The sequence below is a fragment of the Streptomyces azureus genome (assembly GCF_001270025.1).
In the GTDB taxonomy this organism is placed as follows: domain Bacteria; phylum Actinomycetota; class Actinomycetes; order Streptomycetales; family Streptomycetaceae; genus Streptomyces; species Streptomyces azureus.
The window spans coordinates 98193-114276 of record NZ_DF968254.1; the positions used below are offsets into that span (position 1 = coordinate 98193).

7 protein-coding genes are annotated in these 16084 nt (G+C 70.7%); 1 reads left to right on the plus strand and 6 read right to left on the minus strand.

The features are described from left to right. Together AOQ53_RS47380 and AOQ53_RS14540 are read right to left on the minus strand one after the other, a co-directional pair. Positions 1-1263 (minus strand): tetratricopeptide repeat protein, encoded by a 1263-nt coding sequence (locus AOQ53_RS47380; RefSeq protein WP_059417460.1) that lies wholly within the window; start codon positions 1261-1263, stop codon positions 1-3. Then, a complete protein-coding gene (locus AOQ53_RS14540; protein WP_059417461.1) occupies positions 1260-2747 on the minus strand; it encodes a DUF4331 domain-containing protein in 1488 nt (495 codons plus the stop codon). The genes AOQ53_RS47380 and AOQ53_RS14540 overlap by 4 nt, the downstream gene beginning before the upstream one ends. A 295-nt stretch (positions 2748-3042) precedes the next feature. On the opposite strand from AOQ53_RS14540, the gene AOQ53_RS14545 reads away from it, so the two are divergent. Then, positions 3043-3738: a hypothetical protein gene (locus tag AOQ53_RS14545; RefSeq protein ID WP_236711688.1), complete on the plus strand. Its 696-nt coding sequence runs from the start codon at positions 3043-3045 to the stop codon at positions 3736-3738. Positions 3739-4622: 884 nt separating this feature from the next. On the opposite strand, the gene AOQ53_RS14555 is transcribed toward AOQ53_RS14545, so the two are convergent. The 4 genes from AOQ53_RS14555 to AOQ53_RS14570 all read right to left on the minus strand — a co-directional run bounded on the left by AOQ53_RS14555 (position 4623) and on the right by AOQ53_RS14570 (position 15799). Beyond that, positions 4623-6896 carry a UvrD-helicase domain-containing protein gene (locus tag AOQ53_RS14555; protein ID WP_059417464.1) on the minus strand — a complete coding sequence of 758 codons (2274 nt, stop codon included), beginning with the start codon at positions 6894-6896 and terminating at the stop codon, positions 4623-4625. After that, positions 6893-13846, minus strand: a complete 6954-nt coding sequence (locus AOQ53_RS14560; RefSeq protein ID WP_059417465.1) for a DEAD/DEAH box helicase — start codon at positions 13844-13846, stop codon at positions 6893-6895. The genes AOQ53_RS14555 and AOQ53_RS14560 overlap by 4 nt, the downstream gene beginning before the upstream one ends. A 97-nt stretch (positions 13847-13943) precedes the next feature. Continuing rightward, positions 13944-14591, minus strand: a complete 648-nt coding sequence (locus AOQ53_RS14565) for a hypothetical protein (protein WP_236711689.1) — start codon at positions 14589-14591, stop codon at positions 13944-13946. Next, the gene (locus AOQ53_RS14570; protein ID WP_059417467.1) at positions 14588-15799 is read right to left on the minus strand and encodes an AAA family ATPase; all 1212 of its coding nucleotides are present in this window, start codon (positions 15797-15799) and stop codon (positions 14588-14590) included. Before AOQ53_RS14570 ends, AOQ53_RS14565 begins: the two co-directional genes overlap by 4 nt. Positions 15800-16084 lie beyond the last annotated feature (285 nt).

The following is a 16084-nucleotide window of genomic DNA, read 5'->3' on the forward strand; positions in this document are numbered from 1 at the left end:
CTACCCGTCTCCGTCGGGTCGGTACAGGGAGAGGTGTGGGTTCAAGGCGTCGGCCTCGCTCAGATGACGGGATCCTTCGGGCATGGCGAGTGCCTGCTCGATCGCGCCCCGGTGGTAGCGGAACAGCGCGTTCTTCCAGCCGGTTGCGGCTGCCCGGCGTGCGTAGGCGAGGGCCTCGGTGTGCTGTCCCGCGCGGTGCAGCGCCCACCCGAGTGCGTCGGCGACGATGACGCTCCGAGCGTGCTTCCACTCCCTGCGCCCGAGTTCCACCGCGACCTCGGGGTCGCCGTGATCAGCTGCGTAGAGAATGAGATGCGGGTCGACGGGACCGCCGTCCGCGCGGACCATCCGTACCTGCGCCGACAAGGCGGCCCGTTCGCTCCCCTGGCGGGAGTCCCCGGCCGCACGTCGAAGCTCCAGCGTCTCCAGCAGGAACTGGGGCAACGGCGTCCGTTCGACGAGCCGCGTGTACAGGTCGAGTGCCCTGCCGGTCTGCCCCCGTGCGGCGGCCACCCGGGCGATTCCGGCCTGCCCGTACGGATGGTCCGGTACGGCGGCCAGGGCGCGCCGGTAGTGCCGTTCCGCCTGGTCCACCTTGCCCAGGGACCAGGCCAGGTCGCCCAGGCGGGCCTCGGCGAAGCCCCGTTCGTCCTGGGTGGCCGCGCTGTCCACGGCTCGCTGGAGCGCGATGGCGGCGTCCTCGGGCCTTCCGCCGGTCTCCAGGTCGTAGGCGGCTCTGCTGTAGGCGGCCGTGGCCGGAGCGATGTCGAGCATCCGCTGTACGGCTGCCCGCGCCTGTGGATAGTTCCCGAGCTGGATCTCGGCGTCCGCCAGCACGGCGTACCCGTCCGGCCGGTCGGGTGCCATCCGGGTGGCGCGGAGCCCGTACTCGCGCCCCTTCGCGAACTCGTGCCGGGCGTTGGCGAGCAACCCCCGCCCAGCCACGGCCCCGTAGTTGTCCGTGGCGTCGAGGGCGAGGGAGCGGCGCAGGGCCCTCTCGGCGGCGTCGAGCCGGCCCGCGTCGAGGGAGGTGCGGGCCTGTTCGATTTCGGCGCGGGCAAGGCCGGCCCAGGCGGCCGGGTCGTCGGGGTATGCCTCTGTCGCCTTGCGGGCGGCTACGACAGGGCTGATGCCGGCGCTGTGGGCGCCCGCGGGGGCGGCGGTGGCCTGGGGCCGGGGGGTGTCAGGACCGAGATACAGAAGTCCCGCCACACACCCGGCCACGGCCAGCGCCGCGCCCCCGGCGGTGATCAGACGCCTCACGGGCCCGCGTGCGGGAGATTGAGGTACGGGAAGACGGTCTGGGCGTCGGCGGGCTCCAGACCGACGACCGGCTGCGGGAGCAGTTCCGCGGCGGACGGCCCGGCGGGCTCGCCCTCCAGCATCCGGATCAGCGGCCCGTCGATGTTGTCGTTGAGGCGCCGCCCGTTCGGGAAGCCCTGGAGGTCCCCGTCGAGGACACCGTGCGCCTTCGGGCTGGTGGTGACAGGGGTGTTGAGGTTCAGGCGCAGTTGCTCGGCGAGCACGATGCGCCTCGGGTCGGCGTCGGCGTTCATCGTGTGGGTGTTGAGGTCGAAGCCGAAAGTGGCTCCGTTGTCCTTGCCGATGCCCTTCATGAACAGGGCCTGGATGTCGTGGCGCGGGGTCGCCGGTGCTTTGCGGCCCTGTGCCCTCTCGATCCGGCGCGGCGGTACGGGGTCGAGGGTGGCGGCCAGGAAGTCGCTCTCCAAGTGGTCGTCCTTCGGTGCGCGGGCCTGGAGCCGGTCCTCGGGCCCGCCGGGCTCGGCCAGCCCGATGGTGGAGCCGAACAGCGCGAACGCGACGTGCGGCATGCCGTGCCGGGAGACCTGCCGGAAGGTGGGGGCCTGCTCCGAGAGACTGCGCTCGAGGTTCGCGCCCTGCCGGGAGACGGACGCCCACACGCCGACGACCGGGTTGCGCTTCGGATCGCCGTTCAGGGCGATCTCGCTCTTGGGTACTTGCAGGACCAGGCTGTTCACGTTCAGCGCCGACAGTGGCTGGGCATCGGGCAGCCATCCCGGCACGGGGCCGCGGGTACCGACCGTGTACAGGCCGAAGACCTGGGTGTCGGCCTTGAACGACTCCGCCGCCTGCGTGGCCACGGTCCGGCCACCGCCGGGGAGTTGGCGGATCGCCTGTGTCCGCAACGTGCCGTAGTCGGGCATCAGGGCCCGGCCGGTGTGGGTGGGGGACGCGATCGCGTCCTTCAGCAGCGTCTGGGTGACGCCGCCCGCCTCGACCTTCTCCAGGGTGTACTTCTGGCGTACCCCGAGCGACCGGTCGTCGAGCGAGTTCACCGGCAGGGGCCCGACCTTCGGCCCTGTCCCGAACGGCCTGCGGTCCTCGTCCCGGAAGGTCCAGCGGTAGGTGGTGTCGGGCGCCCCGTCACCATCGGCGTCCGCGTGGATCTCGTACCGCGCGCCGGTCGCGAACGGGAAGTCCGCCAGCGCGTTGGCCGCGGTACCGGGCACTTGGAAGGGGCGGACGTTCGCGATGAGCGTGACCATGTCCGCGTTGTCCGGGCTGGTGAAGGCGTACACGTCGGTCAGGTCCGCCGGAGAGTCGAGCACGGTCGACGGGGCGTCGATGTGCCCGCCCGCCTCGCTGGTGCCCGTGAACTGCCCGGACAGGGCAGCGGCGGTGAGTGCGGTGGTGGTGGCGGCCAGGACAGCGAGCCGCCGACGGGACAGTGGGTTGGTTCCGGACGTTCTGGGGGTTCCGGGCACGCGTGTCTCCAGGGCTGTGGGCGGGGGGTCGCTCCAGCCAACAGCTCATGCGATCTTGGCGCGACCGTTACGCATCGCACACCACTCGTCGCGTGACTCTTTTCCCCCGGGTGGCCCAACAAGCCGCCCTCGTGGTCGCAAAGCCATGCATCGATGGGCATACTCACCGCAGAGTCGATCTTCGACCGCATCGTTGCCCCGACGTCGAACTGGGCCTCCCCACCCCACTGTTGGGCCTATCCGGGAAGGGCTCCGGCTCGTTCACCCCCTCACAGACTGGAAACCCTCTATGCGCATGCACGCACTCCGCCGTCTCACGGTCCTCGCCGCCGTGGCCGCTCTCTCCGTACCGCTCGGCCTGGCCTCGCCCGGAGCGGCCGCCCAGCAGCCGACCAGCGCCACCAGGACGGCCGCCGCCGCCCAGCCGCTGCCGGGCGCCTACATCTCCCCCTGGGGCGATGCGCAGGTGGAGATCGGTGACGAGACTCTCGCCTGGATGGAGCGGGAGGGCATCACTGTGGAGGCCATCAGCCCGTTCGTCATGGACGCCGACGGCCGGGGCTTCAGCATGCCGATCGGTTCAACGGCCGGTGATGGCCTCGACTCCAAGGGCCGCATCTTCTACCCCGGCGGCCTCAAGATCCAGCACCAAGGATCCGGCAAGACGATCACCCTGAAGTCCACGTTCATCCGCGTCATGCCGACGCCCGCCTACTCCGCAGGAGTGTCGATCGACGGCAAGGCGCTCCTTGAGGAAGTAGTGATCGCCGAGTCCACCTACAGCGAAATCATGGCCGGCGCGCGCCCGAGCCCCACGGGCTTCCGCATCAAGAAGGCCCCGTTCTACGTCACCCAGGAAGCCGCAAACCTCTTCGCGGCGGCCACCGGAGCCACACCCCCGCGCGCCGGCAGCCTCTTCGGCACGCTCACGCCCAACTTCGACTACATCCCGGCCACGGCGAAGCCGCCGACGGTCCCGACCCTCCCGTAACTTCCGCGCACTACCGGAAGGCCAGGCCGACGCCCGGCACGCGCCACGGGCTCCTGGCTGTTCGGGCCGTCACTGTTCCACCTCAACGATCTGCTCGGCGGGAGCGGCCCCGGTGCGGAGGCCGTCGGCAGGGCGCTCAGGGACAGAGGCCGGCCGCCGTGCCCACCGGACGGAGGCGGACACCCGGTGGGCGCCGCTCGCCGCCGGGGACGCTGCCTCCGCCGCGGCCGCCGAGCCCGGGCTGCCGCCAAGCCGACCGGGGGAGTGGCCGCCCACGCCGGCGTCGTCCTGGACGAGCTGGCCCGCGGCCGTGCAGTCGCCTGGCAACGGCCTGTTCGGGGCCACCGAGGTGAACGCCGTGGCCCCGAACACCGGTGTCTGCGGGCCCGTTCGGCCATCGTGACCCACCGGCGCCCGCGCGGACCGCGGGCACCGGTGGGTGCCCGCTGTCGAACTGAAGCAGGTGACGTCGCGCACCTGTGCCCCACCGCCGCGCGCGGTGAGAGAGGACGCAGGGGCGGGTGCCGCGTCATGACAGCACATTGCCGCTGATCGGCTTGGTCGAACGGAAAACCACCCGCCCGACTCGACGTCGGCTTGGTGTCTCCCGAGAACCGCCCCTGAGCGCAGACCATGCCATGCCCCGTCCACGGTTTCAGTCGCGCACTTCAACCGGCGGCAAAGCCAGGAGGCTTTGGACGCCACGGGTTGGCGCAGGTTCTGACGTGACCTCGGCGACTGCCATGCCGAAGTCACGGCGGCGATCCCCTTCAGGCTTGGGCAGGTTCGAGACGCCGTTGACGCCTATTCAGCCCGGGGATCGGCGGCGGGCCAGCAGCCATGGGCGATCGGCAGACCGCATACATGGTGGTGCTGATCTGGTTTCAGGATGCCGGCTCTGGTGTGTCGACCCACGAGTCGTCGAGGAACGGGCTGGGTTTTCCGTGCCAGAAGACGTCCACACTGTCGCGGGCCCGTGTCGCCGCCACGAACAGCAGGGACCTGGCGCGCTGGATCTCGTGCCGGTAACGGACAGGGTCCCTGTCGCGCAGGCTGTTGACGGCCTTACGTGGCACGAGTCCGTCCGCCACGCCCGCGATAACCATTCGCTGGTACTCCAGCCCCTTGAATCGGAACATCGTGCCGATGTGCACGCCAGCCGAGCCGTGCGGGCCGTCGGAACGGATCTCCACCGAGTCGATACCGTTCAGCTTGAGCGTGTAGGCCATCTCGGCCGCCATCTGATTCGTCGGCACACAGATCGCGATCTGCTCGTGCGGAATGGTCCTGTCCGTGTCGGCGTCCCACTCCTTGATGAGCGAGGCCACGCCTTCCCGCTCGGAGGCCCAGTCCGGGAACGCGTGCCCGGCCGGAAGCCCTCCACTGAGCACCGACCGGTAGCCGGCCAGCGTTTCCTCACTGCCGTCGAGGTCGTCGTACTTCGTCTCGCCCAGCACGCCGAGGGCGGAGCGCAGGATCTGCCGCGTCGTGCGGTAACTGAGGCTCAACTTCGAGGACCGGCCTCGGATATTGATGCCCAGGCTGCCCAACGTCACCTGGTTCTTGTAGATGCGCTGGTGGGTGTCGCCGACCAGGAACAGGTCGTCGGCGCCGCGGGGGGCCATCGCACGCAGCATCTTCCAGTGGGCGGGTCGGAGATCCTGTGCCTCGTCCACCACGATGTGTCGGTACCGGTGGCGCAGCCAGCCTCCTGAGCCGTCCTGGAGGTGAATGTTGTCGAGGCCGCCCGTCTCCTCCCGCTGTCGGGCGATGTTCTGGATGCGCTGTTCGCGGCCGATCTCCAGCCGTGCGGCACGCTCTGCCACCTGGTCCCAGGTCTGCCGCCCGAGCCGGTCCAGCCGCTGGGTGAAGCGCTCGGCGAGCTGCCAGATCTCGGCCCGCTCGGCGCGGCCGATGTTCCTGCCGCGTCCGGCGCGCCGGGCCCTGAAGTAGTCGGTGCGAGTGCAGACGGCCTGGCCGAGGATGACCTGCGTCCATTCGTCGTGCAGGAACTCCGGGTCCCAGCCGTCCTCTCCCAATTCGTCCAGCAGCCCGCGCCATTCGCGTACGGCCTGGCTGTCGTCGATGGCTTGCTTGCCGTTGCCCGGTTCTGCCTCGCGGACGATGCGCAGCGCCAGCTGGTCGACGTGGCTCACCTCTACCCGGCTCAGCAGCTCCTCTCCGCCCAGTTCCAGCAGCCGGGAGCGCAGGTCGGCGGCGAGGTTCTTGTTGTACGTGGTCAGGAGAACAGGCTTGTCCTGGCCCGGGGGAAGCTGCCGTACGAGATGTCGCACACGGTGCAGCGCGACGATGGTTTTGCCGGTGCCGGGGCCGCCGCCCACCCGGGCGGGGCCGTTGTAGCGCCGTTCGACCAGTCTGGCCTGGGTTGGGTGGAGGAAGACCTTCCAGCGACCGAAGTCGCCGCTCTCCAGTGCCTCCCTCAGGGCGTCGTCCGTCGTGGTGACGACCGTCGCCGGCCGCCCGGCGGCGGCCTCGAAGTCGTCCGGGTCGACCGGCTCGGTGGCGGAGACCGGCCGGGTCACCTGGTCGAGGACGTCGTCGTACGACGCCCCGTCGAACAGGGCGAGGAGCACTTCGCCGGTGAGCTGCGGTGCGTACTCGACGAGGCCCAGCAGCTGGTCCTCGGTGGCGAGGGAACGGATGACGGGCAGCAGGGGTTCGGCGACACCGAGGTCCGACAGCTGCTGGTCGGACCAGTCCGCGAACAGGGGCCGGGTCGGCTCGGGCTGCGCGGGCGTGGATGGTTCGGCGGTCGCCGGGGCTTGTGCGGGCGGGGCGGGAAGGCGGCGCAGGACGCTGTCCTCGACCACCTCCAGGTCCACGTACTCGATGCCGCCGGTGACCTGGTTGACACCGTACGACAGCCGGTTGTAGACGTCCTTGCGGTGCTTGACGGAGACGATCAGCCAGTCGTCGTCGGCGAGCCGCAGCAGCAGCGCCCGGTACTCATCATTGACGCGCGCCGACCAGAGCCTGCTGTCGCCCTTGAGCTGCTGGAGCTTGAGCCCGGTGGTGTGGGGGTTGCTCCGGAACTTGTGCTGGAAGTCGAAGAACGCTCCCTTGACCGTGCGGGGGAGCTTGAGGATCTCCTTGTCGGCCTTGTCGAGCAGGCGCAGTGTGACGCCCGAGGTGTTCATCGCTTCGGCTCCCCGTCCCTGATGGTGTCGCTGTCGTGCTGTCGTTCCGTGAGCCGGGCGATCATCGCCGCCGGGTCCCATTCGGTCGCGGTGCGGACCGTCCAGCCTGCCGCCGAGAACGCATTGTCCCGGTCCTGTGCCTCGTAGTCGGGCTCCTCACCGCCCGCGCGGGCGGCGAGGACCACTCCGATCCGGGCGTGGGGCCATGCCAGTTCGGCCTGCCAGCCGTGGCCATCCAGTTCGTAGCCGTCCCGAGGCACGGGCACCGCCGCGCCGGCCAGTGCGTGGGCGAGTTCCGTGAGCCCGGGCTCCTCCGGGTCGAGGTACTCGATGACCCGGTCCCAGCCGGGGTCCCGCCCCGGTCCTTCGTCGCCGCGTGCCTCGTCCGCAGAGGGCCTCGGCGCGACTGCCTCACCGCTGCCCACAGCAGGCACTGAGGGCGCGGGGACGACCCCGACGGACGCGAGCTCGTCCGCGGGCGAGGGTACCGGCGCACGTGCCGACGTCAGCCAGCCCTCTCCGCCGGTCACGGTGAGGACCTCGGGGGCGAATCCGTCGAGCATGCTCGATGTCAGCTGGGCGCTGTCTCCACCGCCGTGCTCCAGGAACTGCAGCACGTTGCTCCAGTACAACCAGGCACGCCAGCGTTGCTTGTGGGTCGGCTCGTCGGCGAGGGCCGCGTCACCGTCGTCCAGGACGGTGAGTCCCGTCCACACGGGAGGGGTGCGTCTGCCGTCGGCGGCCAGCACCAGACGGCAGCCTGACGCATCGGGGCCGGACAGCAGCCGTACGGGTCCGGCGCCCCCAGCGGGCATGCCGCCGCGCAGCGCTGCCCGGAGGCCCTCGCCGACGCCTTCGCCGGTGAGTGCGGCGGCGCGGACCCCGCCCGCTCCGCTGAGCCCGGCGGCAGCCGCCTCCGCTCGCCGCCTCCAGCGCTCCGGGGCGGGAGAGCGCAGATAGGCCAGGAGCAGCCGAGCCGGGTTGACCCACACCGTCTCGGCGAGTTCACCGGGCAGACCCCGGCCCACGCGGTCGTAGTAGTCGCGGGCCCGCTGCTGTCCGGCCGCGCCGTACGGCTCCCACACGGGGTCGGAGGGGGCGGCTCCCGCGTACCCCGTGTCCTTGATCCGCTGACGCCACTCCTTGACGTCGTGGTAGGTCAGCTGGAACACGCGAAGGCCGTCCGCCCGGAGCCGAGTGCGCTTTGTCGCGTCGTCCGCCAGCCGGTTGTGCACACGGGTGGCGTGGTACGCGTAACCGTCGAGATACAGGGCGACGCGCGGGCCGGGGGTGTCCAGCCGTTCGAGGAGTATGTCGGGCCGGGTGCCGTCCAGGGCACGTTGCTGGGAGACACGCCAGCTCACGGTGGCCCCGTCGGCCGCTGTGAGCCGCAGGTCGAGGGCGTACGTACCGGCGGAGGTCGTGTACGTGTCCGCTGCGGCCTTCGACTCGGCCAGTTTCGCCCAGTCCTGGAGAGTGTCGATGAAGAGGATCTCCAGGTCGCTCTCGGCCTGTCGTTGCAGCGGGATGTGACCTGTCGTCGCCACCGGCGAGGTGCGCCACCCCTCACCGTCGGCTCCCAGCAGCTCGTCCAGCATCTGGCGGACCTCGTTGCGGCTGACCTTGTCGTAGTCGGCGGCCGGCACGCGCCGCAGCAGGCACTGGTGGCAGCCGTCGAGCCCCTTCTCGCGGCACGCGCAGCGCTCGATGACGTCCCGTGCCCTGAGCAGTACCTCCCGGAAGCCGTCGGCGGAGGCCAGCCGGTGCAGGTAGCCCGTGCCGCCCGGCAGCCGGTCGTAGACGACGAGGAAGCGCCTCGGCCAGTCCGCGTCCAGGTCGCCCGCGTGGTCGGGCATGGTCGCCTCGGCGATGTCGATGTGGTCGGGATCGCCACCGTAGCGAGCCGCGATCCCCACGAACAGGGCGGCGGTGAACGACGCGAGCCGCTCCTTGACGCGTGCCACCGACGCGGGCAGCAGAATGCGCACGGCCTCGGTGGTCAGTTCGTGAGCGAGCAGCAGCGGCACGTCCTGGCCCCTGCCCTGCTGTTCGCCCGCACCGGTCACCGGCTTTCGGGCACGGCGGCGCGGGCACCACAACTGATGGTGCTGGGCGGCCGGGCTGCTCGCCGCCCCCGACTCGGTGAGCGCGTGCTGCGGCACGTCCACCACCGGTCGGCCGTCGGCCGTGGCGCCGCCGCACTCGGTGCAGACGTAGAACGGGTTGAGCCGCACGTCCTGTCCGGCGAGGGGCACCGTACTGCTGCCGTCCTCGCGGTCCAGCCCGAGGTTCAGTGTCCGGATGGTGGCGTGGCGGGTGAAATCGACGCCGAACACGGCGGTGTCGTGCCGCCAGGAACCGGGGGCCAGACGGTCGGGGTCGATGTCCACGGTGGTGAGGACCGCGTAGCGCCTGCGGTCCCGTTCGTCGTGGTCGTCGCGGACCCGGGCGTCGTCGCGTTTGTCGCGGGACAGGACCCGCCTGGGCCGCAGTACACGCTGAACACAGCCCGCGTCGGCGATCTCCCGGCCGTGGCAGCGCGGGCACGGGTCGGTGTTGTGCTCGGCGTTCTGCTCCTCGGTGCGGACGTAGCCGCAGGCGGGGCAGAGCCGCCACACCGACCAGGCGCGGCGCTCGGGACTGCCGACGTCCAGGGCGCGCACCACGTGACGGTAGCCATTGACGTAGAAGCTGTTGCCGGGGGCGAGTTCGGTGAGGGCCAGCTTGCGGGACCGCTCGTAGTCCCGCGTCTCACTGCGGTACACCTTGCGGACGGCGCCCTGCTCGGCGGCTCCCGCCCCGTCCGTGTCGTCGTCCTCCCCCGGGGTCTCCGTCCAGTACAGGGTCGCTTCCAGCCGGGTGGTGGTGTCGGTCAGGCTGTAGTTGGGCAGCAGCCCGAGGTCCACCAGGGTGGCGTGGGCGCTGGACTGGCTCAACTCCCGCAACAGGTCCCCGGCACCCCGTCGCTCGGCGAGCAGTTCGCGCCGCTCTCGGGCCTGCGACTCGTCGGACTGGGCCAGTTGCTCCGCGGCTTCGTCGATCGCCGCGATCCTGCGACGCAGTTCCTCGCGCCGCCCTGTCCAATCCTCCTCGGCCTCTTGCAGTGCCCGTACGATCCCGCCGGTCGCGTACGCCCGGAGTTCCTCCGCCGCGTACGCGGACACGCCCACCTCGTCGGAACTGCCGGTGCCCTGTTCATCACTGTCGTCGAGGAACAGGGCCAGGAACTCTTCCACGAGGCTCGCGCCATGCGTCTGGGCGGCGTCCGCGAGGTCCTGGCACCACCCGGTGGTGCCGAACAGGGCGGAGGACAGCCGGGGGAGTGGTGCCAGCACCTCGCCGTCGGAGGTGCGCAGCTCGCCGCGGGCCGCCAGGTCCAGCAGCCGCGCCGTGTACTGGCGGCGCAGGATCTCCACCGCCGACAGGTAGCAGCCCGGCGGCAGGATGTTCCCGGCGATCATCTCGCGCGGCTCGTCCAGGTAGTACAGGTCGCGTGCCTTGCGTCCGCCGAACGCGATGACCAGCGCGTTGCCCGTGCGGCGCCCGGCGCGTCCGGCCTGCTGCACATAATTGGCGGGACCGGCCGGCAGGGAGCCGAGCAGTACGGCGGACAGGTCGCCGATGTCGATGCCGAGTTCCAGCGTCGGAGTGCACGACAGCACATTGGGGTCGGTGTAGTGCGTGCCCGCCTTGAAGGTGCGCTCCACGCGCTCCCTCTCGGGGCGGCTGAGCATGCCCGTGTGCTCGGCGGTCACCACGCGGAACGTGCCGCCCGTCAGGTAGAGGCGGCGGTAGTAGTCGCCGGTGTAGTCCCGTTCCGGTACGAGGGGGCCCGAGCCGAAGCGGGACACCTCGGCCTCTGCGGCGGACCGGTCGCTCTGGGGCGCGGTCAGCCGGCCCTTGCACCGGTAGCGGGGGCAGGGATGCCCGTACCAGCGCGTGCGGCGCTCGGGCGCCACGACCTGCTGCCAGCGGCAGTCCTCACAGCTGACGAAGGCCTTGTTGACGACGGCGTCGTCGAGGAGCCGCACCTCGATGTGGCCGGGCTGCAGCCCGTAGACCCGGGTCTGGCGGTCGCGGGCGGTCCGCACCGAGAGGACGCCCGCGTCGGCGAGGGCGGGCAGCAGCCTGCGCAGGTACTCGGTGGCCCCGACGGCGTCCAGATCCAGACATCTGCGGGTCCAGTCCTGGTACCACCCCAGGCGTCCTGTGATCGAGTCGAAGTCGGTCCTGTCCTTCTGCCCGTCGAGAAGGAACCGCGGCGGAGCGATTCCTTCTGGGAAGGCGGGCATGCCGTCCGGCCTGCGCCCGGAGATGAGATAGCGGTCGGCGCCGGCTTCCTTGATCCAGGTGTCGAGCCAGCGGTGCCGTACCGCGCCGCGCAGCCGCAGCCGCTCCAGCAGGCCACGGACGTACGCGAGATAGCGCTCGGGCGTGGGCAGCCCGCCGACCGCCAGCAACTGGCCGGGCAGTGTCAGGTGCAGGTCCCGCGCCAGATCCGTGACCCGGTCCGGGTCCGCCACGGCGACCTCGGCGGCGGCCGTCCGGGTCAGCTCCAGGGTGCGGCCCATGCGGCTGCGCAGCCCGAACTCCATCACCGTCGCGAACGCCAGCCGCTCGCCGATCAGCCGCCAGGTCCGCGCGTCGCCGGTGCCGCGCCCGGACAACAGCCGGTCGACGCCCGGTTCGTCGTGCAGATCGGGGGGCACCACGGCGGCCAGCGCCTCAGGGTCGTCCACCGAGTCCAGGACATGGCCGATCAGGTCGTTCAGTGCGGTCGGCGCACCGGACTCGTCGAGGTTGTGGGCGAGCAGCGAGCGGAGCGAGAACTTGTACGAGGCGTTGGCGACGTATCCCGCCCGGTGTGCCGCGTCCTGCGTCGAGTCGTTGAACAGCAGCGTCTTGCGCTCCTCCGGTACGAGCGCGATGTCGCCGCCGGTGAACAGCTGGGTGACCGTCGCAGAGGCGAGGGCGGCCCGGGCCGTGCCGAGGAAGCGGATGCTGTTGTCGGTGTGGCAGGCCGGGCACCGGTCCTCCTTGGCGGCCCGATCGGCGGTCTTCTTGTCGAGTACGGCCAACGCGAACCAGGCGTCGACGAGATCTCCGTCGTCCCCGGTGGTCGGCAGTCGGTAGGTGCCCTGTCCGCCGTCCAGCACCACCACCGACAGGGGGTCGACGCCGCCGTCCGAGGGCCGGGCACCGGTCAGTGCGTCGAGGGCCTGCCGTCGCTCGCGGGCGGTGGCGGAGATGAAATAGCGGACGCGCCGCTTGTCCCGGCCCACCCCGGCCCGCCAGATCCGGTCCTGGGCCATCACGAGCTGCTGCGGGTCGGCCTCGGGGGACAGTGCGGCCCAGCCGGAGCGCCCGCAGTTGCGGCAGTACACGGCGGGCAGGTGCACCTGGGCGGGGCGCGGCGCGGTGTCGCTGCCCGGCAGCGGCTGTCCGCTCGCGGACGACGGCCAGCTGCCGGACGAGGCGTCCGGGTCCTCGTCACCAGGCGGCACGGCGTTGAGCGCGGCCCGGCGGGCTGCGGTGCGGTCGTCTTCGTACCAGCGGAACTCGGGAGTGCGGCCCATCCCGCGCAGCACACGGGTCACGGGCCGTACCCACAGGTGTGCCTCGATGTGCAGCAGCGGCCGGGGCCTGCGCTCGTCGGAGTCCGGGTCGCGGGCGGCCGACAGCAGCGCCACGAACCGGGAAAGCGCCTGGAGCACCAGCCGCGGGTTCTCCCGCGCGGTGCGGCCCCAGGAGTAGCCGAACCGGGCGAGCCGGTCCCGCAGCGTCCACTCGTCCAGCGGCTCCCCGCTGAGCAGTGACAGCACACCGTGGGTGAAGTCGTGCCGCTTCAGCAGTCGGCCGACGCGGAAGGCGTCCAGGCCGGAGCGGCCCAGCATCCGGGTGGCGAGCGCGTCCAGGTCCAGCAGGTCGGGCCGGGCCTCCACGTCCGGTCCGCCGGACACGGCCACGACCTCCTGCGGGGTCGGCGGTTCCGGCAGCTCGTAGTCGACGGTGCCGGTGAACTCGTCGGCGGTCATCCGCTCCTCGCCGATGACCGCGTCCGCCGGGAACGGCATCCCGAACACCCGCGCCGCCACGTCGAGGATGCCTCCGGCCTCCTTGCCCGGCGCACCCTCCCCCAGCGTCGCCGAGGTCGCCACCGGGCAGATCGACCCCAGCGGTCTGCCGGGCCGGGACGCGCCGGTGGCGGCGGCCAGCCGGCGCAGCAGCATCGCCACGTCGGTGCCCTGCGCGCCGTCGTAGGTGTGGAACTCGTCCAGCACGACGTACGCGGGCTCGGCGCCGTCCCACAGGCTGCGGTCTTCTCCCCGCTGCAACAGCAGGTCGAGCATCTTGTAGTTGGTGATCAGCACGTCGGGCGGGGAGAGGCGCATCTCCTCGCGTCGCGTCATCACCCGCCGGAAGTCCGTGTCGGGCCGGTCTCCGATGTACAGGCCGGCTGTGACCTGGGCCAGCTCCGGCCGCGACAGATACTCCCCGATGCGCCCGGCCTGGTCGGTGGCGAGCGCGTTCATCGGGTACAGCAGCACGGCTTTGATCCCGGCCCGCCCCTCGGTCTTCCGCCGCCGGCAGTGGTCCAGTACGGGGACCAGGAACGACTCGGTCTTGCCGGACCCGGTGCCGGTGGTCACCAACGTCGGCCTGGCGGGCCCGTGCAGCGTGGACAACCGCGCCCATGCCTTGGCCTGGTGCCGCCACGGGGCGAACCCGGGGAAACCGGCCGACCACTCCAGCTCCCGCTGCCAGCCGTCGTCGGCGATGTGGAACGGCGTCCTGATCCGCAGGTAGGGCCCGCGGAAGATACCGGTCTCTGGATGCCCGAGGAAGCGTTCGAGCGCGCCGCGGGTGTCCTCGTCGGCGAGGGCGTACGTCGTCGTGAGGTACTGCGTCAGACTGCCGCGGAGCTGCGCGGCGGCCATGGTGGGCTTCACGACGGTCCCCCTTGCGATGCCGGTGCCCTGCTGATCGATACCACCGTATAGGGGGTGGCTGACAGCCCCTGTACGGTGGTGAACCGGTTCTGACCTGCTAGGCGGTCTTCTCCCAGAGGGACATGTCCTCGGCGAAGTCCTGGAACGACCGGTTGTTGCCGGCCGGACGCGCGGTGACGTGCCCACCCCGCACCGCCGCCTGCATGATCGCGGGAGCGTCGGACTCTCGGTAGGGGGGTTTGCCCAGGTACTTGACTAGGTGTTCCTTCGTCTTCTCCAGCTTGGCGAGGTCACGGCGGCAGTCGGCGTCCCGCAGCCGCCAGCCGGGCCTGACCTTCGGGAACGCCTCGGGAAAGAGCATCAGCCAGGCCTCGATCTCGTAGGCTGCCAGAGCCAGGGCCGAGGGGCAGTCCTTGAAGGTGGCGCGCATCTCTTCGGTGATGCGCCTGCGGAGCTTGTCGTAGTTCTCGTCGGCGACGCCATCGAGATCGACATGTATGACCACCCCGGCCAGCTTCGCCGTATCCGCGACGCCCAGAGCGAACCTCTTGATCTCTTCCAGCCGAGGAGAGAGTTTCGCCTGGGCACGAGCCAGCCGTATGGGTTTCTTCATGTTGATCACCTCAGGGCAATCGCCCGGGTGCAGCGCCGGGACCAGATGCCGGAGCACCTCGCGGTCGTAGTTCCCCTCGCCGGCCACCACGATGACCGAGCGCCGACGCCTCCGGGCGGTTCTCGCGCTCACAGTCCGCCTCCGAGGGCTCCCGCATACCAGAGGTCTCCCGTCGGCTCGTACTCCGACTTCTCGATGACCCGTTGGATTTCCTCCAGCCGACGGGCCGGGATACGGGAGGCGCCGCTCGGCAGCCGCTCGCACACGACGAGCTCCTCGGCTTCCAACTCGTTGACCAGGACCGGCGAGTGGGTGGTGACCAGGAACTGGCCGCGGACGCTGGCCTCGCGGAGCCTGCCCGCCAGCAGGCTCAGCGCGTGCGGGTGGATTCCGTGGTCTATCTCCTCGATGCACGTCAGCAACGGAGGGTGAGGGTCGTGGAAGATCGCCAGCATGCACAGGATGCGGACGGTTCCCCAGGACGCCTCATTCAGGCGGGTGCGCCCGCGAAGACCTTCTTCCTCCAGCTCCACTTGGACCAGCGGGGAGCCCGGGATGAGTTCCAGGTGGATGTCCCTGATCTGCGGAACCACGGTCCTGACGTCCTCCAGGAGGTACATCCAGGCATCTCTGTCCTCCTTGAGGCTCAGGAGGAAGTCGGCCAGGTTGGATGCGTCGCTCTCCAGGTACCGGCCCCGCTCAGTGACCGACGACGGCTTCCGCGCGGCCCGTACGTCGGGGTCGAACACCCGGATCGCGGAAAGATGCCGACTGATTTCGCGCATGGCCCGGCGGGTTGGGGCGGTTTCCGGAAGCGGCAGTGCCTGGTCCTGGTGGAGGGCGGATGCCAACCCTCCGATGTTCTCCGTCATTTCCGGGTGGTCGGCCTCCAGCGGGCTGGTGACCGTCAGCGAGCGCTTTGTCAGCTCGACCAGGGTTTCCGTGCTGTCCGCCGGGTGCTGTGTGAACCGCTCCCGCCGGTACGTCGTGTGCCGCGCCGTGGCCCCTTCGGGTAGGCGAGGACGGGAAACACTCAACTCGTAGCGATCTGGAGCTTCCTCCGACGCGAACTCGGACCAGATGCCCTCGACACCCACCGTGATCCGCGACACCGGCTTCCGGCCCCCGCGGAAGGCAAGGACGTCGAATCCGCCGTGCCTTTCGAGCGCCGTCGCGATTCCGTCCTGGGAGACATCACCCAAAAACCCCAGCGCCTGCAGAACATTCGACTTGCCCGCCGCGTTCGGACCGACCATGACGGTCAGGGGCCCGAGTGGCAGCTTCGTGTCGGTCAGGGTGCGGAAGTTGCGCACTGTGAGACCGAGTATCCGGTGGTTCAAGCCTCGCGCCCATCGTGGAACGGCCGGGTCACGAAGACCCGGGCATCGAACTGGTCGGCGCACGGCGGACGGTCCCTGAGGCAGGCCTGAGTGCCGCTCAGTTCCCCACGTGTGCCGTCCACTTGGTGCGTCCGACCACCGAGCATCACGAAGCGTACAACTTGCGTCACACCGTCACCAGGTACTTGCGCACTTCAGCCATTCGGACCGAAAGGGCTCTCTTTTCGCAGCTGTGACGTTCGCGGACCCTGGCGGGAAGGGAAAGCGCGCGGGCAGTGCCGAGGG